Source organism: Kamptonema sp. PCC 6506 (assembly GCF_000180455.1).
GTDB lineage: Bacteria > Cyanobacteriota > Cyanobacteriia > Cyanobacteriales > Microcoleaceae > Kamptonema > Kamptonema formosum.
On sequence record NZ_CACA01000048.1, the window covers coordinates 1 to 18,929 of the forward strand.

The following is an 18,929-nucleotide window of genomic DNA, read 5'->3' on the forward strand; positions in this document are numbered from 1 at the left end:
CAAGATTGGGAGTCTCTCTAATAGTTTAATAGCCGGGAGGTTAATTTCCCGGCTATTTACGTACTCATTTGCGGCCTTGGAGATAGGTGCGATCGCGTTTGGGGCTAATAGCGGATTTCTAGGCCGTATTGTTGGCAGAGGACTTTGAGTTCTTCTCGGAAGCGATCGCGCACATTTTGGGGCGAGACAATTTCGCAATCTTTGCCATAGCGCAAGATTTCTCGGAAAAACCAAAAGGTATTTGATACTTTTCTGACCACTCGCCGGACTTGCGGGGTGTCTGCTAACCATTCATTGAAGATATCTTGACCTGTTTTTGTTTTGTAGGCAAAAGCTAAACCTCTGAATAGGTGCATTTCTACCTCGATTTGAGCTAGATTGGGCAACCATTTTCTGTCAATGGGTGCGATCGCAGATTCGGGTGGAATGCGATCTAAACGGAAGCAGCGATTATGCTTCAGTTCTGGTAAATCGTAATTTCCTTCTGTTTCTTCACACCAACAATCGAGATATTGTCGGTCTTCGTGAGGGTTGATTTGAGCATGGCGGATGTGGAAGTGCAAAATATTCTCTGCTGCATCTTGGTAGGTGAGTTTAAAGGGTTGGTTTCGTTTGATATAGCGGTCTATTTCTAACCGCCAAGGGGTAGAGATGTTTTTTAAAATTGCCTCTGTTTCTCTCCGCAGAGGTTCTGGTAGTTCGCTGCGATCGAGCAGCAGTTGAGCAATAATTTGCGCCTCTTGAGTTTTGCCGAGATCGATTAAGGCATCGATCGCGTGTTTGAGCGCTTCTAATCTGTTATTTTTCCAGTCGTTGTTAGGAGCGATCGCGAGTTTATGTTGGGCGATCGCTTTTACGAGCTTGGAAATGTTGGGGCGATCGCCCCACGTCATGCCGAATTCTAGGGCCAAGGCTTCTAATTCGGCTTTGTCCCGTTCGGTAACGGAGAGGGTGATAGATTGATCTTGACGGCTCATTTATACGGACACTTTCTCTGTGTAGAGGCTTGACAGGATCTTGTGGTTGGGTTATGGTTACATTATAAGCTTATTACGGATAGAGTATGAGGGTTTTACCAAGACAAGATTCCCATTGCGATCGCCTACTCCAGCTTATGTCTGATAGTCGCTGGCACTCGACGGAAGAACTCGTAGAGAAAATTACCCACCGATTTTCTGCGACGATCCATGTCTTGAAGCAACGGGGTTACAAGTTTGAGAAACGCCGCATCGAAGGACAGCGACATGAGTATCGGTTAGTGATGTCATAGAGAGCGATCGCTTAAACAACGTTCCTGAGATATTGGGGGTAGTCTCTACTACTCCCAACATCTGAAAAATAAGCCACGCCAATCCCAAAGTGTACGGACACTATTTCTGTCTATAACCTTGACAATCTCTATTTTTGGTATAAAGATAAGGAATATCAACTAATTACGGACAAAAGTTAAGTACAGACTTACTAGCTAAGTTACCCGAAAGCCAGCTACAAACTGTAATTTACTCGCATTCACATTATTGAGAAAAATATGTCTGACTTCCTGCAATTTATAGGGCTTGAAGATAAACCCATTTTAACTCAGTTCATTGAAGAAGTGGCTAACAAAGGACTTCAGCAATATCAAAAAGCGATTCAGTATGGAGTGCATCAAGGACAGTCACTCTACAACCATGTTGTATCTGGTGTTTTTTTAATTCACTCATTACAAGAGATTCTTCAACTAGAAGAAATAGAGTTAAAGACTCTAACAATCGCTTTCTGCGTACACGATCTAAATAAAACTTATGAAGGAACAGCGAGAAGTTACGGTGAGATAGCTACTCCTGATAATGTTGCTAAGGAAATTGAAAAAGTAGGCTTTTATAGCTTTTTTGAAAATCTCTGTGATTACCTTGAAGATATCACAGAGATAATTCGAGGACATTCAGGACATAACAGTGTTCGAGGAGATTCCTTAGATCGCCGTTCTGACTCAACTCGGCTTGGTAAGGCACGACTCAAAGAACTATGTCACATTATTCGAGCTGCTGACGTTGGCGACTTATCTCAAGGCTACTCAGAGCGCAAACATAAACAAACTTTTCTCAGCCATATCAACAGATTTACCCATCGCCAATATTGTTTTATCGCTCACCAAGTATCAGAGCAGCGCGGAATACTAACCAACATTATTCATAATCAAGTAGCAGAGTTTTTATCTGAAAAGTTTGAGGCGCTGCCAGTTTTTCTGTATTCACAAGGAACTCATTATCTCGTTCCTGTAGGAACACAGCTAGATTTAGCTGACAGTGACCTTGTGAAAATAGGTGAGTCAGTTGAGCAAACAATTAACAAAATGAAGTCTGAAGAGTATGGCAAGTTTATAAAAGCCGGTAATCAAGGAATAAAGATTGATGAAGAACTCTTATCACTTCAACTACCCTACTTAGAAATATTTGGTCAGGTAAATACAATTATTCAGCATAAGCATTATGACTTAGAAGAAGTTAATAGAAAATATCGAAAAAAACTTGAAGATGAACTTCCAAACAAAAAAGAATTAGAAAAGAGACTTATTCAAAGGTGGCTTGAGAAAACTAGGCTGATGCCAGTTGATGAAGAAACAATGCGTTTTGGAGAATTACTAAGAACCTTCTATATTTTTTTGAAAAAGCATCGTACACAAGAATTAGCGGAACGTAATAAGAGTTTCCGAGATCCCTGGATTTACATATATCAATTACTAGAAATTCAAGACTCTGAGCAATACAATGTCTTAGATCCGCTTTATGTCAGAGCTTATGTTATTGTAAAAAATCTATCTATTACTTATGATATTTTGCTCAACCTCATGATTCAAGAAGCTAATTCATTAGATGGTGAAGAAGAGCAGGATGATTCGGAAACAAAAACAAAGCTTGCTGCTCAAATAAGTCCTTTAGTTTCCTATGTGAAAAATAATCTAACTTTTGACTTCGCAGAGTTTACTACTCAAAACTTTACCAATCACCTAAAGGTTTATTACGAAAATAATCATAAGCAATCTTGTTATGCTAGTGCTGCTTTTGAAGCATCTAAATGGATGTCAGGAAATGTGCCACAGGGTATAAAAGTACAAAAATTTTCTAACAGACTGATTGGAGGTCATGGTGAGCCTAAAAGATACGTTGATCCAGTTGTCCGCGAGCAGTTTTCGATTGAAAAGCTGAACTATCGTTCAAGTGGTGATAAATTTATGTATTTACATATCATGCCATATTCATTTATGACGGCTCCATTTATCGAGAACTTCAAAAATATTTTTCAGCAACTCAATAAATTGGATGTATCAGCAGTTAGCCTTTCTTTAAAAGAAGCTCTTGAATTTTTTAGAAAGCAATGCTACTGTATATTGCCCATCAAAAATCAAAAAACCACAGGGATTTTAGTTCCTAATCATTCAGAAGTAGTTGGCAATACTATTTCTCTACCTTTAACTACAGTTGGAGATAATAAAACAGAAAAATACCTCAATGCTATAGAATATGCTTTAATGATTCACAAACACTTTGGAGTTAAGGTTTTATTAAGTGAATCATCAATACCTATTTTAAACCTAACCGAGCATCGTGAAGTAGATATTTTTCTTGATGGTGTACCTTCAACTCTACGCGGTTTAGTTCCATCTGAAGAAATACGTTTTCAACGCGATCGCAGTAAAGAACCTCTTGGAAGTGGAGATATTTTATGGCAAAGGCTTCTGGCAATTCGTGGAATGTATGACGTGCTTTGGACTGATTCTAAAGAAAATGAATTAGTAGCTATGGCTACAGCATTTACACAGTCAGAAAATCACATCTTTTTTGTGGTTGACCGTTTAATTGAGAAAAAGGCTCAGTTTATGAACAAGCGTAAAAAAGTTGACAAAGAAGTTGCTGCGTTGAGTTTAACTAGGCAACTTAAAGAGTGGATATAGGAAATTAATATAACAAGGAGTAAAACATGAATACAGAACAGCCAAGTGTTTCAGAAGTCATCAAAAAAATGGCTAAAATTGGTTGGTCAGCAAAAATCAAGGGAAACAGCCTTGCCCGTAGTTCTCTAATGATGCCGCTCAATAGAATATTTGATAAATTACGGCGGCAGCAACAAATCCTCGATTTTGAAACGTTACGAGCCGCGACTATTAGCGAGGTACTAACCTACTTAGAAACAACCGAGAATCCAAAATATCGCCGTAATAAAGAAAAATGGCGAGAAACACGAGAGAAAGTAGAAGAATTTGTGAATCTCTTTTATCATCAGATTCTTTCTGGTAGCTATCAGAATAAGTTAGCCCGTTTGATGAAAGATGAGAAAGATATTAAAGCAGCTTATCTGTTTTATGTAAGAAGCCAAATCCAACCTAAAGAAGAAAAAGAGGGGACTGAATCATGAGTATTTTGACCAAACCAGAATATGTCAAGTTTTTGCAGGAGCGTTATCAAGAGTATCCGCAAGGTAAGTATGTGAATTTGATTCTAATCCGCAAGACAGAATCAGAGGCTATCTTCCGTACTGAAGGAAGTGGAGAACCACTTTGTCGAGAGTTTGTACAAGCAGGTGTTCAGAAACGCAAAACCGATCCAATTCAAAGGGTAGTAATCACTAAAAGAAAGCAAACCGCAGTAGAACGGCGAACGGGTCGAGAAGATTTGCGAAAGCAAAACTTGCTTTGTCTAAATGAAGATGGTGCCAGTCATCCAGATTCAATAGATGCTTACATCTATGGATATGCAGTAGGTCAAGGTGGCGCTCAGAAGTCTCGCGTAATCACTGAAGATGCTTTTTCAGTTCTACCTGTTAGTCAAGTTGTCGATATCCGCACTTCTAATGCACTGTTTGAAACCGGAACAATGAGAGATACAAGAGATGAAGGTGCTGAAGCATCAACTAGCTTGTTTGGTAGTGAGTATGTGCGTCCCGAAACCCACTTCTTAGACATCGAAACTCTTAAGGATGTGACTCCAGACGAATTGTTTTATGTCTTGGGTAACATTCTTCGTAGTAGTCGCTACGGCGCAGTGTCTTCTCGTATCGGCAAGGTCAAGAATACTCTTGCTCAAGTTATCTTCAGCGATACTGAGATTTTTAGCACCCTAGAGCTAACGCAGCGAGTGTATGACATTTTGCCTCGTGATAGTCAGGATGAAGAATTAGACTTTCCCTTAGCAGATGATGTTTTACTTCAGGCTGCCATCAATTCTTCTAGTGAACTCGTGCAACAAGTATTTGGTCAATATCAAATTATGACTGATGCGGATCGTAATTCACTAATTGAAGAAGTGAGAACTATTTACCGAGATCCAGCAACCTTTCTACAACGTCTTGCAAACTCATACAGGCGAGGTTAACTAATGTTGGTTTATCAGTGTGAACTAACGCTGCTGGAAAACACTTTTTTCAGTAGTAGGGAAATCAATGATCTCTACTTAACAGAACCCTTGATTGGTAACTATGCTCTTGCCTATGCACTTGGTTTAGCTCAGGCTCCTTATCGAAATAGAGGAGAAATCTATTATTACGAACATCTGAGCCGATTGAATCAACAGGAAATTTACATTACACCAGCCACAATACCCGAAGGGCACGAGCCAAAGTTTTCTTTCTCTCAATTCAATTCTGTACCTGATGGTTACTGGTATGCGATGGGGAAAAACTGCCTAGTTCAACGACCTGATGGTTATGATTCAGTTTACGATACCAAAAACAAAGTTTGGTACATAGTTAACAGGCAAACAGGCAAAAGAACAAAAGAAAAGGCTGTCAACTATCCTCAAGTTGGCTTTATCAAAATGATGGGGATTGGTACTGTATTGCACTTCTTTGTCATAACAACGAAGGAATTGATTTTACCTCGCTACATACGGTTAGGAAAATTTATGAGCAAGGCAAGAGTAGCTGTCACTCTTTACGAAAATCCTGCGATAGTCAGCCGCCAACATCAAACAGTTAAGTATTTACTAAATCCTCTCGATTTACCACAGGGAATGCAAGTAACTAGCTATGACACATATAATATTCATCCTGTCCCTCTGATACGCAATGCAAATCTGACTGGTCATTTTATGGGGCTAGACAACAATCTATATCTGCCAGCAGGTATGAAATTTGGCATTGAATTTTTACAACCTTCAGCCGCTAGTTAAAACTATGGACTCAATAACGATAAAGCTAAACCCACACTATGAACTCTTAGCTGAGCTATCTGAAGTCCCAGATAAGATTCAGCAAGTTATCGAATATCCACTCGATCATCAAATCAAAACTTACCAGTCACAAAAGAGTTTTGACTTAGTTCTCAATACTTTTCCAACAGGAACAGGCAAGACAAAGGCTGCTCTACTTCATTTACTGGATAACCCGCAAGCTAATACCTTACTCATTGCTCCTACTAATGAGCTAATTCGTCAGCACAAGAGAGATGTTGAGGAGTTTGTAAAAATAGCAACTTTACCCCATATTGTCTGTGAAGTAAATGCAAAACTACTGCACAACATCGATCCAGAGAATAGGTTGTATCGACAAGGGGAAAGATTTTATCGGTTAATGACGAATCCTATGGAGTTTGCTGAACAACTAGGAATTCCAGAGAAACAGCGTTCTTCTCGCTGTCCTATTATTCTTATAACGAACCCTGACTTGTTCTATTACAGCCTCTACAGTTGCTACCATAATCTTGACAAGCGTAATGTTTTTGAAGCGATTTTTGCTGACTTTGAATACATTATTATTGATGAGTTTCACTATTATAATGCCAAACAATTAGCAAACTTTCTATTTTTTATAGCTTTATCGCTAGAGTTAGGATATTTCCAGAATGTAAATCGTAAAATGTGTTTACTATCAGCTACACCCGATGCAGAAGTCTATAATTATCTTGAGCGACTAGCGTCACAAGGATTGCGGTGGAAAGCCATTAAACCTGAATTTGTAGATTCCAGTTACTCCCGTGCTGTTAAAACTTTAACACCTGTTAAGCTAACTTTTGCTGCCTGTATGGATTTAGATGAATACCTGAAAAAATCTGCATTTGAAGTCAAATCTAAAGTGCGTAACTCATTAGATGGAGCTTTGATTAGTAACTGCCTAATTGATATTAACAGGGCAGTAAGCCATTTGAAAGCAGCAGGACTAACAGCCAACGAAGACTTCGGTCGAATTACAGGTGCAGTCTCGCGTCAAGAACGCGAAATATCCGCTAAAAAGCCGTTGATTTTAGCTACTCCTACTGTAGATATTGGCTACAATTTTGTTAAACAAGCTAAAACACGCCAAAACCTAGATTTTGTATTTTTTACAGCCCGATATGCTGATGAGTTTTGGCAAAGACTAGGCAGGGTAGGGCGAGTTTTAGGTAAGGTTGAGCAGGATTTGGAATCAGAAGCAGTTGCTTTAGTTTCATCAGAAGTTTTGGAGAAAATTTGTACTTATGGAAATGATTTTTTAATGTCAATTAGCCGAGACAAACTTAAAAGGATATTCGATGAATCTAGTGCATTTATACAAAAACCATTTCTGTGTGAATATATCAGTTCTTATGCCATTCTCGAATCTTTCCGCCCTCTGTACGAACTCAGAAAGCAGATGCGACATCCTGAACGAATCGAGGAAGCGTTTGAGCAAGTTCGGTTATTATTTGCACCAGGAAGCAAAAAAAGATATCAACATTATGTTTATAGTCTTTGTAGATTCAATTCACTACAAAAAGCATCAGTTAAAGATATTTACGGCGATTGTTTGATTCGTGAGTTTCTTAATACAGCTAGTTTTTGGACTACTGGTAATGAGAATAACCCAGAAGTAGAAAAAAGTTTTCCTGACTTTAAAAAAAAGTTGCAGGCAAAGAATATTAAATGTTTAGAGATTATTCAGAACTATGTCTCAGAGGAATATTATGCTTTGTCCAGTTTGTTTAGCTTTCGCGACTCTTTTAAATCATTGACTTGTGCTGTTTACGATCCTTCAAAAATATTTACAGATCATGAAGATATTGCTTACTACGATTTGTTTCATTTACTAAAGTATTACGATCTGCATTGGTACAGTTCGTATCAAGATTTTATGTCTGTTTATTGTGAGTCTGAGAAAATACAAGCTGCTGACCTTTACTGTCGAGTCAATCGGCATAAAAGTAAGAAAGATAATCTCGTTGTCTCTTTTAGTTTGGAAAGTACGTTTGAACCAGAGTTTTTTACAAGACGCTACTGCGATAAACCGATAGCTATCAAAGGATTCAAGCTTTTAGTCTCTAGGATTGATGGCTCACCTTTTCCACTGTCACCACAACTTACTGAAGCAATCAAAGACAATTATATTACCTGTTTATTATTTCCAGAGCAGGGCGCAGCAGAAGGAGAAATTCGAGAACACACTAAAGATATGCAAATTAGTTATCCTTCTGTATCAGTTACTTTTCCTGATTCTAAGCAAAGGAATTATAAAGCACTTCTTGGAATTAACGCTTACTTAGTTGGTGCAAGAATTCAAAAGTACCTTTACGCACTAGAAAAGAAAACAGAATTTTGGAGTTCTAATCCTGGATTTCAAGCTGATACCGCTCGCACATGTTTTTAATAGTTACTAACAATCTAAAGTCTGCGAAGGCGGACTTCGATTGTCTATCGACAGGTTGAAACCTCTGGCAACAATTCACAATTTCAAAGAACTCTAAATATGCCCCACAGCCTCATCCTCAATCTCCTACCCCTGGCCCCAATTCCCCCCGGATACCTAACAGGAAGACACCTCCACGCCCTATTCCTCACCCTCGTGAGCTCCGCAGACAAAAAACTCGGTGACTACCTCCACGAAGCCACAGCGGATAAAGCCTTCACCCTCAGCCCTTTACAAACCCAAAAATATCACTCTAATAAACATTATCCCCTCCAATGGGAACATCATCAACCTATACCCGCCCACACTCCCTGCTGGTGGCGAATTACTCTCATAGATGATACTTTATTCGGCAAATTAACTGAGCTCTGGCTCAATCTTAATCCTAAGCATCCTTGGCATCTTGGCCCTGCCGATTTACAGATTACTGGTATTCTGGGAACGCCTCAATTTAATCAGCCTTGGGCTAATGCTTGCACTTACTCTCAATTGTATCAGCAAGCATCGGAAACTAATCGGATTATTGCTTTCAGTTTTGCTACGCCTACTGCTTTTCGACAGGGAGATTATGACTCGGTTATCCCGACTAGAGAATGCGTTTTTAACAGTCTCTTAAGCCGATGGAATAAATACAGTGGCGTGGAAATTGCCAGCTCTTCTATTGAATCACTTTTTTCTAGTTTTGTCAACATCAAAACGGAGATTTTAGCAGATTCTCGGAGCAAGTTTATCGGGATTGTCGGGGAAGTGACTTACCGGATTTTGGGAGATGTTGAACCCTTAGTTATTAAGCAAATTAATGCTTTAGCTGATTTTAGTCTCTACTGCGGACTGGGGAGGAAAACCACGATGGGGATGGGAATAACTCGACGGATTCCTATTAAGATTATTCCCGATGTGGCTGATAAGAGTGCTGAGAAGATTTCACAACAGATTTCTGCTATTCAATCAATTTTTGAAGGGTAATTTGGAGGAATAAACTATGAATGAAATTGACTACGTTTCTATTGCGGCGCTGAATCAGTACAGCTATTGTCCTCACCGCTGTTGGCGAATGTTTTGTGCGGGGGAATTTTCGGATAATCAATATACTATTGAAGGGACAAGTTTGCACGAGCGGGTGCATACTATGGGTGAGATTAACCGCGATGAAACTTGGCAAGTTAGGGCGATTTGGCTTAAGTCGGAAAAATATCAACTGATTGGTAAATCGGATTTAATTGAGTCGGCGGAGGGTAAGTTATACCCGGTTGAATATAAGCGGGGAAAGAAGGGTGAATGGGATAATGATGAGTTACAAGTTTGCGCTCAAGCTTTGTGTTTGGAGGAGATGACGGGACAAACAATTACTCAGGGTTATGTCTATTATGCTCAATCTCATCAACGGCAATTGGTGGAGATTTCGGCACAGTTAAGACAAAGCGCGATCGCGACTGTTAAAACCTTACAAATCTTACTACAAACTGGTAAGATGCCGCCAGCTATTTACAGTAAAAGGTGTCAAGGTTGCAGCTTGAAAGAGCAATGTTTACCTCAAGTTGCTCAGAAAATGACGCGCTATCAAGAAGTTAATTAATCCTTAGCTTTGTCTAATCACCCGCCGGGAGTTAAAACCCCCACTCATAGCGAAAGTCAGTTAAAACCGACTAAGAAACTAATCTAAAAAAATCATTAGTCCTCTTCAGAGGACTTTACATATTAGACAGGGGTTTTAACCCCTGGCGGACTAACGGATTAACCGAATAGCCAACCACAAAATGGCAATCGACAACATAAAAACCTCATACTTAGGAGTCACAATCATGGGAACACTTTACATCAATCAAGATGATGTTTTTATTGGCAAAACTGATGAACGATTGAACGTTAAGCTCAAAAATCAAACCTTACAAGATGTGCCGTTAATTCATTTAGACGGCGTAGTAATTATGGGACGGGCGACGATTTCCCCCGCTGCGATTGATGAACTTATGCAGCGGAAAATTCCGCTGACTTTTCTCTCGGATACTGGACACTTTTTAGGTAAGCTAGAACCAGAGTTAAGTAAAAATATCTTCGTGCGTAATGCCCAGTGGAAAGCAGCAGGGGAAACTCCCCAAGCGATTCACGTTGTTCAGGGTTTTATTCGGGGGAAGTTGAAGAATTATCGCAATAGTTTAACCCAAACTAAGCGGGATCATTCCGAACTAAATCTGGAATCAGCAATCGATCGGATTTCTGACATTATTGTCAAAATTGACAAAACTCATAATATTGATTCTTTGCGAGGGTTGGAAGGTGCTGGAAGTGCGGCTTATTTTGGGGTTTTTAACCAATTAATTCGGGCTGAAGGGTTTGTATTTAAACCTCGACATCGACCAGCCACAGATCCCGTTAATTCTTTGATGAATTTTGCTTACACTTTGCTACGTCACGATGTGCAAAGTGCGATTAATATTGTGGGTTTTGACCCTTATTTGGGCTATCTTCACGTGCAACGCTATGGCCGCGTGGGTTTGGCTTTTGATTTGATGGAGGAGTTTCGCCCATTGGTGGCGGATAATATGATTTTTAATGCGATTAACCGCCGCATTATTACTATTAATGATTTTACGGTGGAACCGATTAGTAATGTGGTGCGGTTGTCGGTGGAGGGACGGAAAGAGTTTCTGAAAGCCTATGAGAAGAAAAAGCAGTCTGAGTTTAAGCATCCAGTTTTGGGGAAGAAGTGTACTTATCAAGAAGCTTTTGAAATTCAGGCGCGATTGTTGGCGAAATATTTGATGGGCGAAATCGATCAATATCCACCTTTAGTTTTGAGGTAGTTATGTACTTTTTCATTTGTTACGATGTTCCTGAAGATAAACGCCGGACTAAGATTCACAAGATTCTTAAGTCTTACGGTCAATGGATGCAGTACAGTGGGTTTGAGTGTGCCGATTTGAATGAGACGCAGTATGCGAAAATGCGATCGCGCCTTGCTAAAATCATCAAGCCGGAAGAGGATAGTATTCTGTTTATTCCTCTGTGTGCTTGCTGTCGGGGTAAGATTGAGCGCATTGGCGGGATTGCGCCAGCGGACAGGAGTATCTTTTTTGCCTAGTTTGCGGGAATCGGTAGCCTATAGACTAGGGTGCATTAACCTTTGATGCACCCTACAAATTGATTACAAATTGATTAATTGACACTAAGTGTAAGGTTTTGGATATAATTACAAATATATTGAATAACCAAATCTAGCTATGACTCAAACAACATCAAATCGTCCTCGTCGCCGAGGTAGGTTATTTCCTGAATTTACGATACCGTCAGAGGAGTTAGCTAGGCGCAAAGCTGAACGAGATGAACGCTGTCAGCGTAGCCAAGCAATTTTTGATATAATTTGTCCTAAACTGATGGATGAACACTATAACTGGTTTATGATTATTGAGCCGGATAGTGGGGATTATTTTATCGATCTCGATGAGGAAGTAGCTGCACAAAAGGCTCGTGAAAAGTATCCTAGTGGTTGGCTGGTGACATTCCGGCTCAATGAGACGGGAGCTTGTGGTAATATATGATTGATGGTAGGTTTGGTGAAGTTGGAGAACTGATTTTTGAGATTGATTTAATTGCATTAGATGGGGAGAGTTTCCCGATTGATGTGTTATTAGATACTGGCTTTACTACAGGTTTGCTGGCCCTTGATACTCAAGATGCTGAAAGTTTGGGTTGGGTTTTGCTTGAACGCAATCGAACGATGCAGACGGCGCGGGGTATTGATTTTTTTGATATTTATGAGGGTAAAGTTGTACTGGATGGACAGGAATATGTGATTCCTGTGTTGGTAGGTTCGGGGATTCCTGAACCGATTTTGGGTTTGCAATGGTTGAAACTGTTGCCTTTGGCTGTGAATTTTGGGGCGGGAATATTGACGCTGGGGTAGAGTTGGAAATGCGATCGCGCCTTGCTAAAATCATCAAGCCGGAAGAGGATAGTATTCTGTTCATTCCTCTGTGTGCTTGCTGTCGGGGTAAGATTGAGCGCATTGGCGGGATTGCACCAGCGGACAGGAGTATATTTTTTGCCTAGTTTGCGGGAATCGGTAGGTGTAATTTTTGGGGTATCAAATTTTTCGGCTGTAACGCAACTGGGATAAGGGTTTGATGCCCCTGACTTTTAAAAACGATTCCCGCAATGGCTGGAACCTTTACAGGATAAGGATTTACGGAAAAGTTTTGCGGATGGTATTGACAAGTCGATGGCTGGAATGATACTTTTAGATCAGGTTCCCGAAACTGCACCTTGAAAACTAAATATAGTAAGGGTTTCATAAACCGACGGCCGCAATTAAACTAAATCCCTATTAGGGATTGAAACCTAGTAGGTGAAGAAGGCAAGCTAGAGAATCTTTGCCGCCGCAATTAAACTAAATCCCTATTAGGGATTGAAACGCTGACGGTATTGGTTTTGGAACTTCTGGCTCTGCCGCAATTAAACTAAATCCCTATTAGGGATTGAAACCTTAAACACTAAGTATATGAATGATAGGAATGAAGAATGCCGCAATTAAACTAAATCCCTATTAGGGATTGAAACAGAATTGTGTCCGCAAGAACACTTTCTTCCCTTAGGCCGCAATTAAACTAAATCCCTATTAGGGATTGAAACTCTTAAATGTCAGAAAGCTAATTAAAGGAGCTTCTAGAGCCGCAATTAAACTAAATCCCTATTAGGGATTGAAACATTGCGGCAGTACATCGCTCGCAGTCAAGGCAACATGAACTGCCGCAATTAAACTAAATCCCTATTAGGGATTGAAACCGGGACGGAGTGATGCAAACTATCAACACATCTGCCGCAATTAAACTAAATCCCTATTAGGGATTGAAACATTATTCCTAATGCTTGATGCACTGAAAGCAAAATATGCCGCAATTAAACTAAATCCCTATTAGGGATTGAAACGAGGCTTCATTCTATGAGAGCCAGAGAATAAAAGTTTTTGAAGCCGCAATTAAACTAAATCCCTATTAGGGATTGAAACCTTAGACCCCGCGTAGATATAGTGCCTCGAAATGCGCCGCGCCGCAATTAAACTAAATCCCTATTAGGGATTGAAACAACTTAACAATCTCATCAACAGAATTGTACTTATTGCCGCAATTAAACTAAATCCCTATTAGGGATTGAAACATTATCCTCTTCAGATTCCAGCAAATTTAGCTGCGCCGCAATTAAACTAAATCCCTATTAGGGATTGAAACCATAGGACATTGTTATTTGGGAGGGGAAAAAGCTGCCGCAATTAAACTAAATCCCTATTAGGGATTGAAACTCACTGATTTTCGCAGCCATGATCGCACCAATGTTTTCTGAGCCGCAATTAAACTAAATCCCTATTAGGGATTGAAACTAACAACCACAGATGTATAATTTAATCTATATTGCAGCAATGGGAATAAACTACCCGCTCGATACCGATATCCTACTGTAGTGGCTTTTTGATAATAAAAAAATAATTATCATCATCAAGAATTTTTTACTATCAAATATCAATATCAGGACTTACGCACCCAACCAAAGAAACCGGGTTTTTTTACAAAAATACTTCGTTATTACCCACATACAATCTCAAAAACCCGGTTTCTGGGGCCATCAGCGCAAGTCCTAAATATTACAAACCTCCCCAATCTGATAAAATCCATAACAGCCATCCCCCACCCACAGCCAAATCAATGACCGACAAACGCTTCATCAGAATCAATCCCGAAATCTATCAACATCCCTTCGACCGTAAGGCCCTAGCATCCCTCGAAAAAATGCCAGGACTATCATTTTTGATGAAAAAAGTCAACGAATATGGCATAGAACGCATCCTCAGAATGCAAACCTTGGGTAGTGAATTTAAAGTCACGCCCAGAAACTTTCCTAAACTCTACAATCCCTTTATTGAAACCTGCCAAATCTTAGACGTTAACCCCTTACCAGAACTCTATCTTTCCCCCGGCAGAGGACAGATTGGTACCTATGCCTTCGGCGTAGAAAAACCGACAATTGGTGTCAACTTAGAAGCAATGGAATGGTTGACAAATGAAGAACTATGCTTTCTCCTTGGACACGAACTCATTCGCATCAAAGGCAAATATATGACCTATCAACAAATGGTCTATGTCCTGCCCGCTATTAAAGGACTGATTGCTAGTACAACCTTCGGACTAGGTGCAATTGCCTCAAATGGATTAGAACTTGCCCTCCTCAATTGGGTAGTCATGTCTAAATTTACCGCCGATCGTTCCGGTTTATTAGCTTGTCAAGATATGGAAGTAGCAATTACAACTCTAATGAAAGTAGCAGGAATACCAGAAGAATATTTAACAGATGATACTATCAACGATTTTGAAGATCAAGCCCGTGAATTTATGGCTACTAACCTTGATAGTATAGATCAAATTACTAAAGTATTTAGCTTCATGGAATTTCGTCTTTCCTGGTCAGTAATGCGAATGGCAGAACTATTTAAATGGGTTGATTCAGGAGAATATCAATCTTTACTCGATACGGGTAAATTACCACAAAAAACCGAAGATACAGATCCAGAACCCAACCCTTCAGATTGGGATTTTATCTCAAAATTATAATAAAAATAGACATCCGTAACGCCGCCCTCTGGGGGGTATCTTTACCCCCCAGAGGGCGGCGTTACGTAAATTCTTATTCTATAAATTTTTAATTTTTAATTTTTAATTTTTAATTCTTAACAGGGACGGATAACCGCCCTTCCACTTTTTAGCACTCAGCGCCACAGAGTGCTAAATTTGCTAATGGAAGCAATAGGAGACTAAATATGGTCAAAATAGTAGCATTTAGCGATCAATCCCGAAAGGCACTAGAGCGCGGCGTTAACGCCCTCGCCGATGCCGTCCGCATCACACTAGGGCCTAAAGGCCGCAACGTCCTACTTGAAAAGAAGTACGGCGCACCCCACATTGTTAACGATGGTATCACCGTTGCTAGAGAAATCGAACTCGAAGATCCCTTAGAAAATACGGGAGCTCGCCTGATTCAAGAAGTAGCCTCAAAAACTAAAGATATCGCAGGCGACGGCACTACCACAGCCACAGTCCTCGCCCAAGCATTAATTCGCGAAGGTTTGAAAAACGTAGCCGCAGGTGCAAATCCCGTAGCTTTACGTCGCGGTATTGACAGAAGTATCGCTCATTTGGTAGCAGAAATTGAGAAAATCGCCAAGCCAGTAGAAGGGGCTGCGATCGCCCAAGTCGCTACCATCTCCGCCGGCAATGATGAAGAAGTTGGCGCGATGATTTCCGAAGCAATGGATCGCGTTACCAAAGATGGCGTAATCACTGTAGAAGAATCCAAATCTCTGTCTACAGAACTAGAAGTAGTCGAAGGGATGCAGTTAGATCGGGGTTATCTTTCCCCCTACTTCGTCACCAATGGCGATCGCATGGAAGTTGAATATGAAAACGTCCGCATCCTGATTACGGACAAAAAAATTAACGTCATTCAGGAATTAATACCAGTTCTCGAAAAAATTGCTCGTACAGGTCAACCCTTACTAATTATCGCCGAAGATATTGAAGGCGAAGCCCTAGCAACGCTGGTAGTTAATAAAGCGCGAGGCGTACTCAACGTCGCCGCTATTAAAGCACCTGGATTTGGCGATCGCCGCAAAGCTATGCTTCAAGATATCGCCGTCCTCACAGGCGGCCAACTGATCTCCGAAGAAGTCGGACTCAGCCTAGATACAGTCGCCTTGGAAATGTTGGGCACAGCCCGTAAAATCACCATCGATAAAGAAAGCACCACCATTGTCGCCGGCGAAACCAGCCAAGGAGATGTCGAAAAACGCATCGTCCAACTTCGCAAGCAACTTGCAGATACCGATGGAGAATACGACAAAGAAAAACTCCAAGAAAGAATTGCCAAATTAGCTGGCGGAGTCGCCGTTATTAAAGTCGGCGCAGCCACCGAAACTGAACTTAAAGATCGTACCCTGCGGATTGAAGATGCTCTCAACGCTACCAAAGCCGCCGTAGAAGAAGGCATCGTTCCCGGTGGCGGTACAACTTTAATTCACTTAGCCACCAAAATCAAAGATATCAGAGACAGCCTCTATGATGAAGAAAAAATCGGTGCAGACATCCTAGCGAGAGCCTTAGAAGCACCTTTGCGCCAAATAGCTGACAATGCAGGCGTTGAAGGCACTGTCGTCGTCGAGCACGTCCGCGATCTCGACTTTAACTTCGGCTACAATGCGCTCACCGGCGAATATGTAGACATGATCGCTGCTGGTATTATTGACCCCGCCAAAGTAGTGCGATCGGCTTTGCAAAATGCTGGTTCCATTGCTGGGATGGTTTTGACTACCGAAGCCCTAGTTGTCGAAAAGCCTGAACCCAAGAAAGCCGGCGGTGGCGGCGACATGGGCGATATGGGCGGCATGGGCGGTATGGGCGGTATGGGCGGTATGGGCGGTATGGGCGGCATGGGCGGCATGGGTATGATGTAGTTCTACCCGCGATCGCGCTGGAGAAATTTGTAAAGACGCGATCGCCCAGACGATCGGGACAGATTTCCTAACGCCAGCCTCACTTGCAGTATGTTAGGGCAAGTGAGGCTGGCGTTTGTAATGGGTAAGTTTTGTAGGACTTATATCATGTCCGGTTAAATACTTTAGGACTTACGCAGGGAGTCCCAGAAACCGGGTTTTTGAGAGCATCGGTGAGTACGGGCGAAGTATTTTCGTCAAAAAACCCGCTTTCTTTGGTTGAGTGCGTAAGTCCTGTTTTGTTTACTGCGCTAGCTATAATATGCTAAGGTTAGCCCTTAAATAAGAAAAATTAATTATTAATTTTTTAGCTGTTATTAAATTTTGGTGGAGGCCAGCAGGCTAAGATACATCAAAAATATATTTGTTAGATAGACTATTTTTTTTAGGGAGCATCCCGATTTTGTATGAAGAGCGAAAAAGACCTTTCCCCCCTACCTCCCTCTCTTACGAGGGGATGGGGAAATTTCTTTCTTTGTTTTTTTGCTGCGATCTTCCCCAGGATGTTCAAGTTGCGATCGCCAAGGTGGTTAGGACATTCTAGTTTCCTCAAACCCTTAAGTCTATTCCCTTCTTCCTCTTCTTCCCTAGTCCCTAGCCCCTAGCCCCTAGCCCCTAACCGCTGAAAGCGGTTTCTATAGCTATTTAACGCTTAAGTTTTCACAGTTTACACTACCAATTATGAAGGAAGCAATGAACTGGTTTGAAACATTTTTAGCTACTTCTGCGGATGCCTTCATAGAGTACAATCAAGAGCGGAAGTATGTATTAATTAATCCTGTTGCTGCTTTCGCTTGGCTGGGATTAGAACCTGCTGAAATTCTCGGTAAAAATAATCTCGAATTAATAAAATTATACCCTAATAATCCAGGGCTAAAATATATAATCTCACAGATAGATCCCTGCCTGGAACAAGTATTACTCACCGGTGAAAAGAGAATCGCAATTCACGAAGCGATCGCCAGCGATGGCAATATGAAAGTTTACGAAACAGCTTATACGCTGGTAGAGGACGGTAGCGGGAATGCACGAGTTTTTAGCGTCGGCAGAGATATAACTCCCCATTACCGCTGGCAACAGCAGACAACTGAACAGCTACGCAGATCCACTGATTTATTATGGTTAAATGCCGCCAATAGTCCGCTGGCAATGATTGGATGGGACGAACAATTTCGGATTATCCAGTGGTCAAAACGAGCCGAGGAAATATTTGGCTGGAGTGCCGAAGAAGTGATGGGTAAACCACCGAGCGATTTTCCCTTAATTTACCCAGAGGATGCGGAAGTTGTTAATGGTTTGATCGCTCAACTTTTAGCTGGTAATAGCAATACTTCAATTAATCGCAATTATACCAAAAGCGGACAAACAATTTGGTGTCACTGGTTTAATTCGATTATTCGCAGCCGCGACAGTTTCACAATCCTATCTTTGGTGGAAGATATCAGCGATCGCAAACGCCTAGAAGAGGCCGCCGCAGAGCGATCGCGCTTAACAGCATTGACGGCTGATGTGGGTATCGCCCTCACTCGCCATCCCGAAGAAATCCTCGGCCCTTGTTGCTCAGCAGCAGTACATCATCTGGACGCAGCCTCAACTATAATTTGGACTTTCAACGCTCAAGAAAACGTCTTAGAACTTCAAGCTGCTGCTGGATTGAGCCCCACCCCAAATGGCCCCGACAGTCGCATCGCCTTTGGTTGCGGCAAAATCGGTCTAATTGCACAGCAGCAACAGTCCGTATTTGACAACAGTTTTGCGATCGCAGACTTTGAATCAGGTTACT

General features: G+C 41.2%; 17 protein-coding genes, 1 pseudogene and 1 CRISPR repeat array. Of the genes and pseudogenes, 16 read left to right on the forward strand and 2 right to left on the reverse strand.

What is annotated here, in order from left to right; genetic code table 11:
* Positions 1 to 104: 104 nt before the first annotated feature.
* Positions 105 to 977 (reverse strand): helix-turn-helix transcriptional regulator, encoded by an 873-nt coding sequence (locus OSCI_RS02490; protein ID WP_007353274.1) that lies wholly within the window; start codon positions 975 to 977, stop codon positions 105 to 107.
* 86 nt (positions 978 to 1,063) lie between these two features.
* Here OSCI_RS02490 and OSCI_RS28155 point away from each other — a divergent pair, with 86 nt between their 5' ends.
* The 15 genes from OSCI_RS28155 (at position 1,064) to groL (ending at position 17,107) form a co-directional block, all read left to right on the forward strand.
* On the forward strand, positions 1,064 to 1,270 hold the full coding sequence (locus OSCI_RS28155) for a hypothetical protein (RefSeq protein ID WP_071592462.1): 207 nt from the start codon (positions 1,064 to 1,066) through the stop codon (positions 1,268 to 1,270).
* Between the two features lie 258 nt (positions 1,271 to 1,528).
* Positions 1,529 to 3,934 carry a type I-D CRISPR-associated protein Cas10d/Csc3 gene (cas10d, locus tag OSCI_RS02495; protein ID WP_007353275.1) on the forward strand — a complete coding sequence of 802 codons (2,406 nt, stop codon included), beginning with the start codon at positions 1,529 to 1,531 and terminating at the stop codon, positions 3,932 to 3,934.
* A 26-nt stretch (positions 3,935 to 3,960) separates the two neighbouring features.
* Positions 3,961 to 4,395: a hypothetical protein gene (locus OSCI_RS02500; protein WP_007353276.1), complete on the forward strand. Its 435-nt coding sequence runs from the start codon at positions 3,961 to 3,963 to the stop codon at positions 4,393 to 4,395.
* Complete coding sequence (gene cas7d, locus OSCI_RS02505) at positions 4,392 to 5,351, forward strand: type I-D CRISPR-associated protein Cas7/Csc2 (RefSeq protein WP_007353277.1); 960 nt, start codon at positions 4,392 to 4,394, stop codon at positions 5,349 to 5,351. The genes OSCI_RS02500 and cas7d overlap by 4 nt, the downstream gene beginning before the upstream one ends.
* Positions 5,352 to 5,354: 3 nt before the next feature.
* Positions 5,355 to 6,146: a type I-D CRISPR-associated protein Cas5/Csc1 gene (gene cas5d / locus OSCI_RS02510; RefSeq protein WP_007353278.1), complete on the forward strand. Its 792-nt coding sequence runs from the start codon at positions 5,355 to 5,357 to the stop codon at positions 6,144 to 6,146.
* A gap of 4 nt (positions 6,147 to 6,150) precedes the next feature.
* On the forward strand, positions 6,151 to 8,574 hold the full coding sequence (gene cas3 / locus OSCI_RS02515; RefSeq protein WP_007353279.1) for a type I-D CRISPR-associated helicase Cas3': 2,424 nt from the start codon (positions 6,151 to 6,153) through the stop codon (positions 8,572 to 8,574).
* A 99-nt stretch (positions 8,575 to 8,673) separates the two neighbouring features.
* Positions 8,674 to 9,579, forward strand: coding sequence for a CRISPR-associated endoribonuclease Cas6 (gene cas6 / locus OSCI_RS02520; RefSeq protein ID WP_007353280.1), 906 nt, complete (start codon positions 8,674 to 8,676; stop codon positions 9,577 to 9,579).
* Between the two features lie 16 nt (positions 9,580 to 9,595).
* Positions 9,596 to 10,189: a CRISPR-associated protein Cas4 gene (gene cas4, locus OSCI_RS02525; RefSeq protein WP_007353281.1), complete on the forward strand. Its 594-nt coding sequence runs from the start codon at positions 9,596 to 9,598 to the stop codon at positions 10,187 to 10,189.
* A gap of 226 nt (positions 10,190 to 10,415) precedes the next feature.
* A complete protein-coding gene (gene cas1d, locus OSCI_RS02530) occupies positions 10,416 to 11,417 on the forward strand; it encodes a type I-D CRISPR-associated endonuclease Cas1d (RefSeq protein WP_007353282.1) in 1,002 nt (333 codons plus the stop codon).
* Positions 11,418 to 11,419: 2 nt separating this feature from the next.
* Positions 11,420 to 11,695, forward strand: a complete 276-nt coding sequence (gene cas2 / locus OSCI_RS02535; RefSeq protein ID WP_007353283.1) for a CRISPR-associated endonuclease Cas2 — start codon at positions 11,420 to 11,422, stop codon at positions 11,693 to 11,695.
* Positions 11,696 to 11,834: 139 nt separating this feature from the next.
* The gene (locus OSCI_RS02540; RefSeq protein WP_007353284.1) at positions 11,835 to 12,152 is read left to right on the forward strand and encodes a hypothetical protein; all 318 of its coding nucleotides are present in this window, start codon (positions 11,835 to 11,837) and stop codon (positions 12,150 to 12,152) included.
* A complete protein-coding gene (locus OSCI_RS02545) occupies positions 12,149 to 12,517 on the forward strand; it encodes a hypothetical protein (protein ID WP_007353285.1) in 369 nt (122 codons plus the stop codon). The genes OSCI_RS02540 and OSCI_RS02545 overlap by 4 nt, the downstream gene beginning before the upstream one ends.
* Positions 12,518 to 12,525: 8 nt before the next feature.
* Positions 12,526 to 12,663, forward strand: a complete 138-nt coding sequence (locus tag OSCI_RS28160; protein ID WP_234708695.1) for a CRISPR-associated endonuclease Cas2 — start codon at positions 12,526 to 12,528, stop codon at positions 12,661 to 12,663.
* Between the two features lie 251 nt (positions 12,664 to 12,914).
* A CRISPR array of direct repeats spans positions 12,915 to 13,987; the repeat unit is 37 nt; unit sequence GCCGCAATTAAACTAAATCCCTATTAGGGATTGAAAC.
* A gap of 322 nt (positions 13,988 to 14,309) precedes the next feature.
* Complete coding sequence (locus OSCI_RS02555) at positions 14,310 to 15,212, forward strand: M48 family metallopeptidase (RefSeq protein ID WP_007353287.1); 903 nt, start codon at positions 14,310 to 14,312, stop codon at positions 15,210 to 15,212.
* 206 nt (positions 15,213 to 15,418) lie between these two features.
* Positions 15,419 to 17,107 carry a chaperonin GroEL gene (groL, locus tag OSCI_RS02560; RefSeq protein WP_007353288.1) on the forward strand — a complete coding sequence of 563 codons (1,689 nt, stop codon included), beginning with the start codon at positions 15,419 to 15,421 and terminating at the stop codon, positions 17,105 to 17,107.
* Here groL and OSCI_RS32350 read toward each other — a convergent pair.
* Positions 17,052 to 17,171, reverse strand: a pseudogene (locus OSCI_RS32350) (hypothetical protein); the annotation flags it as partial. The gene groL and the pseudogene OSCI_RS32350 sit on opposite strands and share 56 nt — an antisense overlap.
* A gap of 656 nt (positions 17,172 to 17,827) precedes the next feature.
* Between OSCI_RS32350 and OSCI_RS02565 the strand changes: the two are divergent.
* On the forward strand, positions 17,828 to 18,929 hold a 1,102-nt coding region (locus OSCI_RS02565), incomplete at its 3' end, for a PAS domain S-box protein (protein ID WP_157135541.1).